Origin of the sequence: Halorubrum trueperi (assembly GCF_042662525.1) — an archaeon.
Lineage (GTDB): Archaea > Halobacteriota > Halobacteria > Halobacteriales > Haloferacaceae > Halorubrum > Halorubrum trueperi.
The window spans coordinates 40,356-54,869 of record NZ_JBHSXI010000008.1 but is presented as its reverse complement, the minus strand read 5'-3'; the positions used below and the strand labels follow the sequence as shown (position 1 = coordinate 54,869).

Sequence of the window (14,514 nt, the reverse complement as noted above, 5' to 3'; positions counted from 1 at the left end):
TCACTCCGATGGGTTGTCAGTGATGCTTTTGCCCCACGCTGTTCGGAGAAGAACTGCTATACTGGCGGAGAAAATTATTTGAACAGTAAGGGCGATAATTAGGCATGGCACGACTTGAAGCTGTGTCGACCGACAAGCTCCGCGAATATCTCGACGAAGTCGAGCAAAAACGCCCGACGTTGCGGGTAGTCGTCGGAATCAACTACAAGGAAGGCGTCTCGCAGTCCGATCTCGCCGACTGGTACGGCGTTTCCCGAACGACGATCCACAACTGGCTGAACCGCCTTGAACGGCTCGATACGGAGTCGTTCGAAGACGTGATCTACGACGCGGATCGACCCGGGCGACCGTCGAAACTCACGGATGACGGGTGGGAACAGTTGCTATCAACTCTCGACGAACCACCAGAGGAGGTGGGGATCGACGCCCCGCATTGGTCGCCACGACTTGTTCAACTTTTTCTCCAAGAGGAGTTCGACGTAGAGTACTCTCGACGGCACATTCGTGAGTTGCTTCACCAAGCGGGATTGACGTGGAAAACCGCCCGACCTGAGTACGTTTCTGGTGACGAACGCGCCAGAGACGCGTTCAAAGAAGGATTTAAAAAAACTGACTCGACGGAGTGACGACGCGACCATCGTCGTGATCGATCAGACACGGCGACGGCTGAAGACTCAGCTCGGACACGGTTGGTTCAAACGCGGCGAGCGTGCCATCGTGGAAGTCTCTGAACAGTGGGAAGCAACCAAGCTGCTGGGAGCGTTGTCCGAACACGGCGAGTCACTCTTCTATCGATGTGAAAGCAATTTCACCTCGGAAGTGACGATCCATTTCCTTCGCGCGTTGCAAGATGAATTCGGTGAGGAGTTGATCGTTGTTCTCGACAATGCGCCGTATTTTGCTTCGAAGAAAATGAAGAGATTCGCGGACGAGACGGGGATCGAACTGTGTTTTCTTCCCCGATATTCGCCACAACTGAATCCGGTCGAGGAGTGCTGGCGACAGCTCAATTTGCAGCTGAAGAATCGGTTGTTCGAAGATCTCGACCAGTTCAATCAAGCGATTCAGGAATCACTGGATCTCGTGAACTCCCCGATAATGTTCAAATACTTATATCCTTGAGTATAATAACCACTTCCGAATGTATTCGCTGGCGAGACTGCACCCTTAGAGACACCTGCGTTACCTCTAGCATATGCTTGTGTTAGACTCTAATGTCTTAAGACCGCTGGACTAGTAATATATTTAACTATTTATGTACATTATGTGTAATATGTCTGGAAAGTAGTATCTGTACATCTCCGACATATCGATACATGACGCAGAAGACGGTGAAGGTTCGAGGACGAGAAGGAACCGCGACCTTAGATATCGCGGTTCCCGCAGCAATCTCCCGGGAACACGAAGTTGAACGTGGTGACGTATTCACAATTGAGGCTGACACAGACAATAAAGGCCGCTTAATCCTCCGATACACCAGAGTGTACGACGGTGAATAATCACCATCCACACCACCAACACAGATATATGAACTCACAGTACTGAGCGATTCGGGTGTGGTGAAATATCAACTGCAGAGGATTTCAACAGAGTCGGTGAATCGGATTGCTAATGCCACATACAGAGCAGTCTCAGTTGTGTTCATTCGCTGTAGTCCGAATGACATTTCTGACGTAATGACGGTAGGGGGGCTCTACGTCTGTCTGTGGGCTGGTTTTACATACCGCTCAATAGTCCTCATACCAGCAACTATCTGCATGGCACACTCCGACTGTGCTATGACTATCACCCCTCGTTTGACGTATCTGAAACGGAAAGCCCCGATTTCGGACCAGAGTACGAGAATGACCAGCAATAGCCGAACAGAGCGAGGTCTCGTGACAACGGCTTCATCTCTTCGCTCCCATAAAGGTAGCAACAGAGGGTTGCTTGCGACCCTTGGCCCGCGGCGGCGCAACGTTCTGCTAGGAACGGCGACCGCAGCAGTGGGAGCCGTCGGGTTCGTATCTGTTTCGCCGCCGCGAACTGACGGCGGGAACAACACAGTTGCTGATCAACAGTCTCCTGAACCGACGGGAAACCCGACACTAATCGCCCATCGAGGCTTTGCAGGAGAGAATCCCGAAAATACGTGCGCAGCCGCACGGGCGGCAACCCGTACAGATGGATCCGGGCCGCGCGCCGATATGGTCGAACTTGATGTCGTGCCAACAGCCGATGGCGACGTCGTGGTGTTTCACGACGACGATCTTTCCGGTCGTGACGGGACGAGAATGGGTCTCACCGACACCTCGGGCATCGTCTGGGAGACGAGTACGGCAACGGTCACGAGTGCGAAGGTACTCCAAACTGAGGAGACGGTGCCGAAACTCGAAGACGTACTGGAATCAATCCCGAACGATGTTGACGTCAATATTGAACTGAAAAACCCGGGGAGCACCGCACTCCGCTTCGGTGAAAAACTGACTGGCAACGCACTCGAAACCCAACAAGAGATCTGGCGTCCGTTTGTCACTCGTGTCGTCGACATTGTCGAGACACACGGTCACGAGGTCCTCTTTTCGTCGTTCTACGAAGCGGCACTCGCTGTCGTGTCCGAGCAGTCGATGGCGTCAGTTGCGCCCATCTTGTGGGAGTCAATCGACGACGGGCTCGCAATTGCCGAAGCATATGACGCCGACGCAATCCACCCACCGGTGGCGATGATTCGCGGTACCCCGTTCTTCGACGGCTCACGGTTCGGCGACACTGATCTCGTGCGAAGGGCGCGGAACCACGATCGTGCGGTCAACGTCTGGACCGTCGAGTCGTGGTATCAGGCGGATCGTCTCATTGAAGCCGGCGTGGACGGGCTCATCGCTGACTATTCCACCCTTCTGCCTGAGTGAGCGGCCGGTTGTAACGATCCGTATTGCTCTCGGCTACCACCGAGTGCTGCAGAGCGATATATATCTCACTCAAGCAATCTGTACGAGCGTATAGTAATATTAGCAGCGGTTATACCCGATGTTCGAATACGCAGACATGTATGGCACCAGATACCGATGAGTCGACTGGGATCTCACGTCGAAACACACTCACGACGACCGGGGGCGCGCTTGTTGCAGCAACCGGTCTCGCCGGATGTTTAGGTGGAAACGACGGCGGGACCAGTACACAGTTCTCACCGATAGCAGAGGAACTCACCGTTTGGCACGCGATGGGGGGAACGAACGGTGAAACCCTCGATCAGATCGCGGCAAACTTCGAAGAGCAGTCGGAGATTGGCGTGAACATGGAGTTTCAGGATTCCTACGAGAACGTCCTGACGAACACTCTCTCCGCGTTCGACTCCGGCAACGTCTCGGACATGCTGCAAGTAGACTCCCTGTTCGCGCAACAAGTGCTCGACACAGATCAGGTACGGCCTGTCGAAGAGATCCTCCCAGACGACTTCGACGCCGACATCTTCCTCGATAACGTCGCGGAGTTTTTCACTGTTGACGGCGAGCTCGCTTCGCTTCCGTTCAACAACTCGAACGCGATTATGTACATCAACCGGGACGCCTTCGAGGAAGCGGGGCTCGATCCCGATGACCCGCCACGGACGCTGGCTGAGGTTCGCAGCGCATCGGAACAACTCGTCGACCAAGGCGTGACACAGTACGGAATCACCTGGCCGAACCACGTGTGGTTCGTCGAGACGTGGTACGGGTTCGAAGGTGAACTGCTGACAGATGCCGAGAACGGCCACGCCGGGGCACCTTCGGAGTTCCGGACCCCAGACGCGACCTACGACCTCTACGAGTGGTGGAAAGAGATGGCTGACGACGGCCTCTACACGAACCCGGGAATCGAGGCGTGGGGTGAAGCGACCTCGCTGTTCATCGAACAGGAGGCCGCGATGGTGCTGACAAGCACTGCCTCGGTCTCCGGGCTCATCGCTGACTCCGAAGATTTCACCGTCGACGCCGCACCGTACCCGAGCATCAGCGACACTCGCGTCGGTCCCGTGATCGGCGGTGCCTCCTTCTACGTTCCCGACGGGCTCCCCGAGGACCGATATGCCGAGATCGGACAGCTGCTCGAATACATGTCTCAGCCAGCGGTCCAAACCGAGTGGCACAAAGGGTCGGGTTATTACCCGATTACGCAGCCGTCGGTCGATGCGCTTCGTGAGGAGGGCTGGTTCGAAGAGAACCCGATGTACAGCGTGGCGCTTGACCAACTCCAGAACGGCGACGCAAGCAACCCGGCAACGAAACGGGCGCTTCTCGGTCCAGCGCGGAACGTTCAAACAGTCATCCAGAACAAGTCGGTCGACATCCTGAACGCTGACGACATCGACGCCGAGATTGAGGCGCTCAAAACAGAGGTTGACGACGTGTTGGCCGAGTACTACAACTGACCGCGGAGCCACACGCATGTCCACACGCGAAATTTTTGACAGCCGGATCGAGTCCGGGCTGCTATTGTTGCCAACGCTGCTCGTCTCGCTCGTCTTTCTGTACTACCCGACAGCACTCGCCATTCGCACGAGTTTCTTCGACTCAAGCTTCGGCCAAGGCGATACGTTTGTCGGCCTCGAAAACTACATCACACTCCTGACCGACTCAGGGTATCACTCAAGTCTACTCCTCTCAATGCTCTTCGCCGCCGTTGTTGTGATCGGCGTCATCGCCGTCTCGCTGTACCTCACGTTTCTCATTCATGAGGTTGACACGGGACAGGGACTCTATTTGATTTCCGTGATCTGGCCGTACGCACTCCCACCCGCCGTCGGCGCACTCGTATTCCTGTTCATCGTGCATCCGACACTCGGCGTGCTGACCGGCCCGATCGAAGCGCTTGGCGTCGACGTCGACTGGTTCAATAACGGCCCGCAAGCGTTCGTCGTCGTCGCGCTCGCAGCGATTTGGAAACAGATCGGGTATAACGTGATCTTCATGATCGCAGCGATGAATAACGTCCCCAACACCTTGACCGAGACGGCAGAGCTCGACGGCGTCACCGGGCTGCGTCGGCTCGTCTCCGTGTACGTGCCGATCATGACGCCGACGCTGTTTTTCCTCGTGATCATCAACACAATCTACGCGTTCTTCAGCACGTTCGCGTTCGTCGATCTGCTTACGAGCGGCGGCCCCTCGAACGCCACGAACATCCTGATCTTCGACCTGTATCAAGAGGGATTCTCCTTCTTCAACTTCGGTGTTGCGTCCGCCAAATCCGTCGTGTTGTTCCTGCTCGTTGGCGTGTTGATGTTCGTACAGTTCCGAGTGACTGACGAGTACTCTTACTACGGTGCCTGACATGGTTGAGCTACTCCAATACGCGAAACGGTGCACCGACGCGCTCCGCGGCGACAGCGCGGCCGAAACCACGTACGACGCGAAGCCGGGGACGCATCTCCAGTTGTGGCTGCTCGTGTTCGCAGTGGTGTTCCCGATTGCCGTTGCAGTGATCGTCAGCACCAAACAGACGGGTGTGGTCACGAGCCTCGGCGACCTGCTCCCGGGAAGCTACGCCGTCGAGAACTACCGCGAGGCGCTGGTCGATTATCAGTTCGGGCGCTTCATGTGGAATTCATTAGCGATGTCGCTCGTCATCGTCGTCGGGAAGCTCGTCGTTTCCGTGTTCGCAGCGATGGCGATCGTCTACTACCGCATCCCGTACAAGGACCTCGTGTTCCTCGTTATTCTGTTTACCCTGTTGTTGCCGGTTCCCGTGCGGTTCATCCCGCTGTTCCAGTTGATGAACGACCTCGGGTGGAGTAACACCATCCTCGCAATCACCGTGCCGTACATCGCCAGCGCCACGACCGTGTTCATCTTGCGTCAGCACTTCCTCTCGATTCCGACCTCGATCGTCGAAACGGCGAAACTCGACGGTGTCGGTCCACTCCGGTTCATGCTGTTCGTACTGTTGCCGATGTCGAAAGGCGTCCTCGTCGGCGTCTCGATTATCATGTTCGTCTACGCGTGGAACCAGTACCTCTGGCCGCTGATCATCATCGATTCGGAGGCGAATCAGGTCGCACAGGTCGGACTGCAACTGCTGCAAGGCGACGTGCAAGGCGGTCAGCTCTCATGGTCGCTCGTGATGGCCGGCTCAACGTTGACCCTGCTACCGCCGCTGCTGTTGATGATCGTGTTCCGCAAACCGCTGTTAGAGACGTTCAGTATCCAACAAAAATAATCATGACAACTGTAACACTACAGAACCTGCACAAGGAGTTCGGCGACGTCGTCGCCGTCAACGGAATCGATCTCGAAATCAACCACGGCGAGTTCCTCGTTATCGTCGGGCCGAGCGGGTGCGGGAAAAGCACGACACTACGCTTACTCGCCGGGCTTGAATCGACAACTGATGGTCGGATAGAGATGGGCGGCCGGGACGTCACCACCGTCGAGCCAAAAGACCGGAACGTTGCGATGGTGTTCCAAAACTACGCGTTGTACCCGCATATGACCGGGCGACGCAACATCACATTCGGGATGAAATCGAGCGGCGACTTCACCGAAGAGGAAATTGACCGTCGAGTAACAGAGGCGGCCGACACCCTCGATATCGCTGACCTTCTCGACCGAAAGCCCGACGCGATGTCCGGTGGTGAACGGCAACGCGTGGCGCTCGGCCGCGCCATCGTCCGTGACCCGGATGCCTTCCTGATGGACGAACCGCTCAGTAACCTCGATGCAAAACTCCGAATCCAAATGCGTGCGGAACTGGCGCGTCTTCACTCCACGCTTGAGACAACGACGGTCTACGTCACCCACGATCAGACAGAAGCGATGACCCTTGGAGAGCGCGTTGTCGTCATGAATGACGGGCAAATCATGCAAATCGATGAGCCACAGGTACTGTACGACTTCCCGGCGAATCGATTCGTCGCAGAGTTCATTGGCGATCCCGCGATGAATATGATCCCCGTTGATATCCAGGACGGACGCGCTGTCCACGAAGCATTTGACATACCACTCCCGTCCGGGAACGACCAATCCAAGTCGAATCAGAATGGGGCAAGTGACGCGCGAATCACCGACGGTCAGCGTGCGATTCTCGGTGTCCGGCCGGAAGATCTCCACCTCTCGGATGTACAGGCGGACGACGAGTTACCGATGATCGACGCCGAAGTGAACGTACGGGAGCCGCTTGGAGACAGTCTGCTCCTCCACTGTTCCGTTGGGAACACGTCGTGTAACATTCAGGCAGAACCACGAATGCCAATCACTGCCGGCGAGACAGTGTCAGTCGCTTACGACCCCGCACGTCTTCACCTATTCGATGCTGAAACAAGCGAAGCGTTCTATCACTCTGAGTTGCGACAATCTACCGTCAAGCAGAAACCCTCCAAACCCTCAATGTAACGAACACGCCGTTATATATTCAGTCGTCGCTTAACGGCTGCTTCACTTGAGGATGTGAAGAATTAGAATCATCAAACCGAAAGCACTGTTCGTCGAGTGGTCGAAAACGGAGATCACGGAGCGTGGATTGGATCTCTGTGTGCCGCCCTCGATATGCACTGCTCGACACACTGGCCGCACGACACGCAAACCGGCCGTCGAGTCGCCCTTCGAAACACCGAGAAAATAGAGAGTCTCGCCGGCGACAAAGGCTATGACGATCAAGCTCTCCGGGACGCCCTCCGTTCAGGGGGCGTCCGAGCCTTGCTGCGCCAACGGCCGTTCGCTGCCTACGATCAGGCCCACAACGCACGGTTGGACAGCGAATTATACGGCCAGCGCTGATAGCCGAGACCGCCTTTTCGGCCATCAAGCGTCGGTTCGGCTACGCTGTCCATCCTCGCGCGTGGTATCGCGAATTCCGCGAGTTCGCGTTGACCGCTGCAGTCTACAACCTCGAACAAGCACTCAAACAGTTACCCCGACGCCGTCATCGGATTCAACAAAGCAATTCAGAGAAAGCTCTGCTAAGATCCTCCGAAGAATAGAATTCCAACAGGGCTGGCTACCCCTGTTCTGTCTCCCGGTAGATGACGCCGAGGCCGAGGTCCTCGTACATCGGCCAAGCATCGCGAGCGGCGACTGGAACCGGGTGTAGTGCTCGTGCATATACTCGATCGTCTCCACTCTTGGGATCGCAGGGGAGCCTTCGACGTGTTCAGTTTCGAGTGACCGGCGTGGCTCGAGGACGATCTGCAGCGGTCCGTCCAGTTCGTCCTAGGGCTATCGCTCGAACGCGGTGGGGAGGCCGAAGAAATCGAAGAACGCCGCTCAGGCGTCGACGTCCTGCTCACGGACGGCGAGGAGTGACGCCGCATGAGTCCCGCAGCAGGTACATCATTAATACCTGTGGCTGAGGGGTTCAGTCATGCAGGGGTCGGATAAGATAGCCAATCGTTCGTGTGACGACCAGATTAATACTCAAGGACATAAGTATTTAAACGAATTTGGTGATCTGATCTGGTCAAGGGCAGCGAGAGCTGCCGCCCGAAGTTCATCAAGTGACAGGAACAATCGATTCCCAAGTGCCCGATCGAGCCGTCTCCAGCACTCTTCCGTGGGATTCAGCTCTGGAGATCCTCGTGGAAAATAGCACAATTCGATCGGTGTCTCAGCGACGAATTCTTTCACAGCCTTCGCCGTGAAGTACGATGCGTTATCCAAGACGACACAGAGCTTCTCACCAAATTCAGTCTGAAGAGCGTCTAATAACCGGATCGTCGTGCCGCTGTTGAAATTCACCTCACACGGAAGGAAGAACGTCTCGCCGGTATCGGCAGTTGCGCCAAGTAATTTGAGGCTTTTCCATTTACCAGTCACCGGCAGCGTCGGACGCTCATCCTTTGGAAACCAGGCGTTGATCAGTTTCGAGAGGACCTGCCTCGTTTGATCTACTGTGACGATTGTGTATCTGTCGTCCAGGTTGTTGCGCTTTTTTTGAACCCTTTCGTCCACGTCTCCTGTGCCCGTTCATCGGATTTGTAGAACTCCGGCCTAGCTGTCTTCCACGACAGGCCGGCCTCGCGCAGTAATCGACGGACGTGGCGGTTGCTGTATTCAACGCCGTACTCCTCTTTGAGGTAGTTCCGAGCGAGCGGAACGGACCACGCTGGTGCGTCCAAATCGACGTCCTCGGGCGATTCGTGTAAGATTTCTTTGAACTGTTGCTTCTCTTGCTCTGTGAGTTCAGACGGTCTTCCAGAGCGGTCTTCGTCGTAGACGACAGCCTCGAACGGCTCCGACTCAAGCCGTTCGAATCGGGTTAGCCACCGAGAGAGCCACCCGGCTGTATATCCGTACCGTTGCGCGATTTCCTCCATCGTCGCACCATCTTCTTCGAGGTAGTTGATCGCAGCCATCAACCGTTGTGTCGGCTTCTTTCCCTCGACTTCCGTGAGGACATCGCGAAGGTCCTCAACCGAGACGGAGTCCAGATTGACCATGCTCCAAATAGCAGGCACATATTGAAATAGTTTTGGCTGTTAGTATAAGAGAGCAGATACAGATATACGAGAGCGGTATCGCACCTTCGATGACAGTACGACGGATATCTTCACGCACCTCGGGATGGACGGAGAGATGACTCACGTCACTGACACCGAAGCGATGCTCGGTCGAACACGACGAGAGTTCCTAGGAACTCCGCTTGAAGAGTTTATCTATCCAGATGACAATAAGCGTGCAGTTGCGTGCTTCGAGTCCGCGCTGGCTGGTGATGCTCCGGCGACGGTTGAGCTTCGGTTTCGCATGGTGACGGACACTGGATCTGGATCGAGAGCAGCGCGTCACCGATCCCGCCCGAAGACGTCCTCGACGGCGTGGTCACGGTAACTCGCGACGTCACGGAGCGCAAGCAACGGGAGCGAGAACTGAAAGCGACCAAAGCCGAGCTCGAACGCTCGAACGAGACGCTTCGGCGGCAGAACCGGCGTCTCGACCGGTTCGCCTCCGCGGTGTCACACGACTTCCGGAACCCGCTGAGCGTCGCCAACGGGCAACTGAGGCGCGCCCGCAAGGCCTCCGACAGCGAGCACCTCAACGCGATGGTCGAGCCGCTGGATCGGATGGCGAGGATGATCGACGAGTTGCACACGCTCACGATGAGTCACCGCCACGGCGGCGATACGACGACGGTGACGATCGCCGATCGCGCCGAGGCCGCGTGGGCGACCACCGAAACGGAGGAGGGCTGTCTCGAAATCTACCTCGACCGCGAGCACCGGTGTGAAGCTAACATCGGGCTGCTGGATCACATCTTCGAGAACCTGTTTCGAAACGCCGTCGTCCACAACGACGCACCGGTCACCGTCACCGTCGGTTCGCTCGCGGAGGGATCCGGGTTCTACGTCGCCGACGACGGCGACGGCATCCCGTCCGACCGGGTCGACAGCATCTTCGAGTACGGCTACTCGACGGCGGGGCGCGATTCGATATCCGGTTCGAGTGAGACCGTTCGGCTCGAGTGAAACCAGGAACCTCTCGCGACGCTGGTCTCGATCCGCGGCGTCACCCGCCGTCGGTCGTAGCGTCATCCACCGCCCGAGAAGATCTGCCGGAGCAGCTTCCGCTGTGCTACACGGAGGTGCTGTAGCAGCGTCGTGTGCGTGATCCCGAGTGACTCTGTGATCTCGACGGCGGAGTGTCCTCGGGGGCGCTCGAAGTAACCCTGATGGTAGGCCGCTTCGAGCGCGAACAACTGCTTTTTGGTCAGCGCGTCGAGGTCGACGCGCGCGCGCGTCTCGCTCCCGACCGGTCCCTCGTTTCCGCGACGACCGATCGGACCGTGACGGGAGCGTAGTGTTCGTTCAGTCGGTCTACCGCCGGCTGCAAATACTCTCGGCTACCGAGTTCGAAAGAGATGGCCGCGTGACCGGGCGTTACGCACGATGATCGAACGAGCGCGCCCACGGAGCCGAGATGCGATTCGGGCGTATCGTCGTCGAGAGTGACGTGATAATCGGCCTGGCCTCCGCCGTCGATGGCTCTCCAAGCACGGAAGCTGGGATGGCTGTCGAGTGTGTCGACGACGTTCCTCGACATCGTCGTCCAAAACAGCAACGTGCGATTCATCTTTATGAAGGTCGATTCCGAGGTAGTACATGGTTCCTGTAGGGCGGTTTATGCGTGAAGGGACCACACGTATTCGGGCTCGCCGCCCGGATGCTGACGGCATCCGGGCGGCCTCCCATGATAGTGCGTCCTTGGCAGGGAGGCCAATCAGACCCACGCGTTCTCTGACGCTGTTCAGATGTCGGCCTGTGTCCACCTCATGTTCCTTACCACGCACGCTGGGGACTTAGCAGGCTTTCATCCCATCACTACCAATCCGGACGAATCACAATCGCAGTTCGAACGCGTCGGTGATTGCTTGATAGTCCCAAGTGATTGCCGAAATTCTCCTCGGATAATATATTAGTAATATATGAGGGTTACAATAATGACATAATTCTGATAATTTTTGCTGAAGAAGGGCACGGATTTGCGGTTCAGTCCATCGCGCGCGGACCGAACTGTCTGAGGGTGTCGTCGCTCCGGAACGGAAATCTCTATATTGTCCAGCCAGAAGTGCCGTCATGGAGGAACTGCACACCGACAGTGCACCGCCGAGTATCGGACCGTTCTCCCAGGGAATCCGCGACGGTGACAGAATATACGTCTCCGGACAGGGTCCGATCGATTCGGAGACCGGGGACATTGTCGACGGCGATATACGAGCGCAGACGGAACGGACGCTCAAGAACATTGCGGCGGTTCTGGAGGTGGGCGGGTGTTCGCTCGACGACGTCGTGAAAGCCACGGTGCTCCTCACCGACATGGATGCGTACGACGCCGTCAACGACGTCTATGCAGAGTACATGTCCGATCCCTATCCGGCTCGCGCCGCGTACGAAGTCGCGGCGTTACCCGTCGACATCGGGGTCGAGATCGAGGTCGTCGCCTCGGTGTGAGCGGCTACCTGGAATCGAATTCTCCGTTCGTCATGCGGCCGGCTCCGTCTGCCTGTGAACTTCGGCGAACTGGTCTGCAAGTTCGGCCACGATCCGGTCGAAGAGAATTTCTCCCTTCTCAGCGGTCGCGAGCGTCGGATCGCCGATTGCACCGCTTTCGCTGTACTCGTCGAAGGTCCGATACACGGATACGTCACCCCCGTCGAGCAGGTCTTTCGGGCCCCTGCTGTACGGTTCGTCGTGATCGGTGCCATCGAGGGCGTCCGTCCGGACGAGTTCGGGAGTGAGGTGCAACATGAGCGACGTCTCGAACTCGCCGCCGTGGCCCATCCCGCCGACGTCGCTGTCTCTGACTTCTGTGACGGCATCGGTGGCGAGGTCGAAGTACGTCAACCCAAGTACGTCGACCGCGGGGTGCCGTCGGCCGATTGTCGTCACGGTCGCGTCGATCAACGCAGTGTTCCCTCCGTGACCGTTGACGAAAACGACCCCATCGAATCCGTTTTCGAGCCCGGAAGTGGCAACCTCTTCCAGTAACGATTTGAGGGTATCGAACTCTCCTGTGAGCGTGCCGCCGAATGGAAGGTGGTGGGGCGAATACCCGCTCCAGACGGGCGGTGCACAGAGGATGGGGATGTCGCTCCGTTCGGCTGCACGGGTGCTGACGTTCGATACCAGGACCGTATCGGTCGCGACAGGGAGGTGGGTACCGTGTTGTTCGATACTTCCGACTGGGATGACCAGCACCGATCCCGGTGTCCGGGCGACGTCGCGAATCTCCGCCGCAGTTTTCCACGCCATCGAGACTGCTGAATCTCGGGTTCCAAAATTCATGTAACCGGGATCGACATCCAATCACAAAGGCTCTTTGTTCCGTCAGTCGGCACCGCGGTGCCGATTGTGGTTGGCGTTTGCGACGTCACGGTAACGTCGGGAGGGGATCTCCGAGGCGTTCGGGGGAACGGATCCATACCGAACGACGGGTAACCTTTACCGGGCGGAGCGAGACCGTGGGGCATAATCACGAGGATCGACAGAGACCGGTTCGATTCGCGGCGTTCGACGGTGTACGCGCCCCGCGGCGTCGTCACGACGAGTCAACCGCTCGCAGCGAGTGCAGGTGTCGACGTCATTCACGACGATGGAAACGCGTTCGATGCAGCGATCACGGCGCCGGCGACGCTTGCCGTCGTCAAGCCGATGAGTACGGGTCTCGGCGGTGACATCTTCGCACTCTTTCGAACTGCAGACGGTGCGGTCGGCGGCGTACAGGGTTGCGGTGGGGCACCCGGTCAAGCAACGATCGACCGTATGCGCGAACTCGTCGGGCCGAGGACGCGACGATCCCGGACGTGGGACCGCTGTTCGTGACGGTACCCGGGGCAGCCAGAGGCTGGGAACGTATCGTCGCCGAATTCGGCCGAAAACCATTCGATCGCGTCCTCGAATCGTCGATCGAGTACGCGGTGAACGGATACCCCGTAACAGAACAAATCGCCGCGGAGTGGCGATTGGCGGCAGATCGGTTGGTCGACGACGTCGCTCGTGAGACCTTTCTCTTTGACGGTGACCCACCCGAAGTCGGCAGACCGTGAAGGTTCCCGAACTCGGTGAGACGCTCCGGCAACTGGCTTATCGAGGTGCGGACGTGATGTACGACGGGTCGATCGCCGAACACATCGCCGACGCGGTCCAGCGTCGAGGGAGCTTACTCACGGCCGACGATCTCCGGGACTTCTCCCCCGAGTTCGTTTCCCCCGATCGACGGAGTACGGCAACGTGACCGTCTTCGAGTTACCACCGCGCAATCAGGGCCTCATCGCACTCGAAGCCCTCAACATCGCCGAGGAACTCGGATCGGGGGATCACGGATACAACACGGTCGACCGGGTTCACTCTCTCGTCGAAGCGTTCAAGCGCGCGTACCACGACGGCCACTATCACATCACCGATCCTGACTTCGAGGACGTGCCATTGCTCGACGATCGCCCGTTCGACGGCTAACGAGCGAGGACGGTCACGGCCCACGCCAGCGAACCCGACGCTAGTTGGCCGGGATTCCCCGACGAAGACGGCGACACGGTACTCGTAACGGCCGCCGACGAACGAGGTAACGTCGTCTCCGTGATCAATTCCCTCTACAAGGGGTTTGGCAGTGGCGTCGTCGTCCCGTGAACGGATGTCGCCCTGCAAAATCGCTGTCGGTCCTTCTCGCTCGATCCGAACCATCCGAACTGCATCGCGCCCGGAAAACGACCATTTCACACGCTGATTCCCGGGCTCGCTCGCTTCGATTCGAACGACTGGGCCGCATTCGGCGTGATGGGCGGGTACATGCAGCCCCAGGGACACCTCCAGATGCTCTCAAACCGGTCAATTACGAGCGACCTCTCCAGGTCGCCCTCGATGCCCCACGTTGGCGATACCTCGAGGACGGCCGACTGGCGCTCGAAGAACGGTTGGCGGGCCACGTCGGTGCGGCACTCTCGCGGCGCGGATACGAGGTGTGCGTCCTCCCACCGCGGAAGTTCGGCGGTGCCCAGATCAGCCGTCTCACGGACGGCGTTCTCTCCGGTGTGACAGATCCATGGAAAGACGGAATTGCGTCCGGGTTCTAGCGG

At 57.8% G+C, this 14,514-nt stretch carries 13 protein-coding genes and 3 pseudogenes; 11 read left to right on the top strand and 5 right to left on the bottom strand.

The genetic code is table 11. The features are described 5' to 3' along the window. Positions 1–104: 104 nt before the first annotated feature. The 6 genes from ACFQEY_RS06820 to ACFQEY_RS06795 all read left to right on the top strand — a co-directional run bounded on the left by ACFQEY_RS06820 (position 105) and on the right by ACFQEY_RS06795 (position 7,346). A protein-coding gene (locus tag ACFQEY_RS06820) for an IS630 family transposase (RefSeq protein WP_379766248.1) occupies positions 105–1,122 on the top strand; the annotation gives its coding sequence in 2 pieces (ribosomal slippage) (positions 105–622 and positions 621–1,122; 1,020 coding nt in all). A 722-nt stretch (positions 1,123–1,844) separates the two neighbouring features. Then, complete coding sequence (locus ACFQEY_RS06815) at positions 1,845–2,888, top strand: glycerophosphodiester phosphodiesterase (RefSeq protein WP_379766245.1); 1,044 nt, start codon at positions 1,845–1,847, stop codon at positions 2,886–2,888. A 311-nt stretch (positions 2,889–3,199) separates the two neighbouring features. Next, entirely contained in the window at positions 3,200–4,387 is a 1,188-nt protein-coding gene (locus ACFQEY_RS06810; protein ID WP_379766632.1) for an ABC transporter substrate-binding protein, read from the top strand. Between the two features lie 16 nt (positions 4,388–4,403). Continuing rightward, entirely contained in the window at positions 4,404–5,288 is an 885-nt protein-coding gene (locus ACFQEY_RS06805) for a carbohydrate ABC transporter permease (RefSeq protein WP_379766242.1), read from the top strand. Position 5,289: 1 nt separating this feature from the next. Further along, entirely contained in the window at positions 5,290–6,174 is an 885-nt protein-coding gene (locus ACFQEY_RS06800) for a carbohydrate ABC transporter permease (protein ID WP_379766240.1), read from the top strand. A gap of 2 nt (positions 6,175–6,176) precedes the next feature. Further along, on the top strand, positions 6,177–7,346 hold the full coding sequence (locus ACFQEY_RS06795) for an ABC transporter ATP-binding protein (RefSeq protein ID WP_379766629.1): 1,170 nt from the start codon (positions 6,177–6,179) through the stop codon (positions 7,344–7,346). A 604-nt stretch (positions 7,347–7,950) separates the two neighbouring features. Here ACFQEY_RS06795 and ACFQEY_RS06790 read toward each other — a convergent pair. Together ACFQEY_RS06790 and ACFQEY_RS06785 are read right to left on the bottom strand one after the other, a co-directional pair. Then, positions 7,951–8,249: pseudogene (locus tag ACFQEY_RS06790) on the bottom strand (RNA polymerase subunit sigma-70); the annotation flags it as partial. Positions 8,250–8,366: 117 nt separating this feature from the next. Further along, a protein-coding gene (locus ACFQEY_RS06785) for an IS630 family transposase (RefSeq protein ID WP_379766237.1) occupies positions 8,367–9,388 on the bottom strand; the annotation gives its coding sequence in 2 pieces (ribosomal slippage) (positions 8,367–8,884 and positions 8,884–9,388; 1,023 coding nt in all). 124 nt (positions 9,389–9,512) lie between these two features. Here ACFQEY_RS06785 and ACFQEY_RS06780 point away from each other — a divergent pair. The 3 genes and pseudogenes from ACFQEY_RS06780 to ACFQEY_RS06770 all read left to right on the top strand — a co-directional run bounded on the left by ACFQEY_RS06780 (position 9,513) and on the right by ACFQEY_RS06770 (position 10,411). Beyond that, entirely contained in the window at positions 9,513–9,776 is a 264-nt protein-coding gene (locus tag ACFQEY_RS06780; protein WP_379766234.1) for a PAS domain-containing protein, read from the top strand. Beyond that, a pseudogene (locus tag ACFQEY_RS06775) lies at positions 9,701–10,033 on the top strand (histidine kinase dimerization/phospho-acceptor domain-containing protein); the annotation flags it as partial. The gene ACFQEY_RS06780 and the pseudogene ACFQEY_RS06775, both read left to right, overlap by 76 nt. After that, the gene (locus tag ACFQEY_RS06770; protein WP_379766627.1) at positions 10,010–10,411 is read left to right on the top strand and encodes a sensor histidine kinase; all 402 of its coding nucleotides are present in this window, start codon (positions 10,010–10,012) and stop codon (positions 10,409–10,411) included. The pseudogene ACFQEY_RS06775 and the gene ACFQEY_RS06770, both read left to right, overlap by 24 nt. Before the next feature lie 62 nt (positions 10,412–10,473). On the opposite strand, the gene ACFQEY_RS06765 is transcribed toward ACFQEY_RS06770, so the two are convergent. Both ACFQEY_RS06765 and ACFQEY_RS06760 read right to left on the bottom strand, forming a co-directional pair. Next, complete coding sequence (locus ACFQEY_RS06765) at positions 10,474–10,641, bottom strand: helix-turn-helix domain-containing protein (protein WP_379766231.1); 168 nt, start codon at positions 10,639–10,641, stop codon at positions 10,474–10,476. Positions 10,642–10,652: 11 nt separating this feature from the next. Further along, positions 10,653–10,985 carry a bacterio-opsin activator domain-containing protein gene (locus tag ACFQEY_RS06760; RefSeq protein WP_379766624.1) on the bottom strand — a complete coding sequence of 111 codons (333 nt, stop codon included), beginning with the start codon at positions 10,983–10,985 and terminating at the stop codon, positions 10,653–10,655. 533 nt (positions 10,986–11,518) lie between these two features. On the opposite strand from ACFQEY_RS06760, the gene ACFQEY_RS06755 reads away from it, so the two are divergent. Continuing rightward, on the top strand, positions 11,519–11,893 hold the full coding sequence (locus ACFQEY_RS06755; RefSeq protein ID WP_379766228.1) for a Rid family detoxifying hydrolase: 375 nt from the start codon (positions 11,519–11,521) through the stop codon (positions 11,891–11,893). A gap of 30 nt (positions 11,894–11,923) precedes the next feature. Here ACFQEY_RS06755 and ACFQEY_RS06750 read toward each other — a convergent pair whose 3' ends face one another. Beyond that, positions 11,924–12,694: a creatininase family protein gene (locus ACFQEY_RS06750; protein ID WP_379766225.1), complete on the bottom strand. Its 771-nt coding sequence runs from the start codon at positions 12,692–12,694 to the stop codon at positions 11,924–11,926. A 216-nt stretch (positions 12,695–12,910) separates the two neighbouring features. Here ACFQEY_RS06750 and ACFQEY_RS06745 point away from each other — a divergent pair. Further along, positions 12,911–14,511: pseudogene (locus ACFQEY_RS06745) on the top strand (gamma-glutamyltransferase family protein). Positions 14,512–14,514 lie beyond the last annotated feature (3 nt).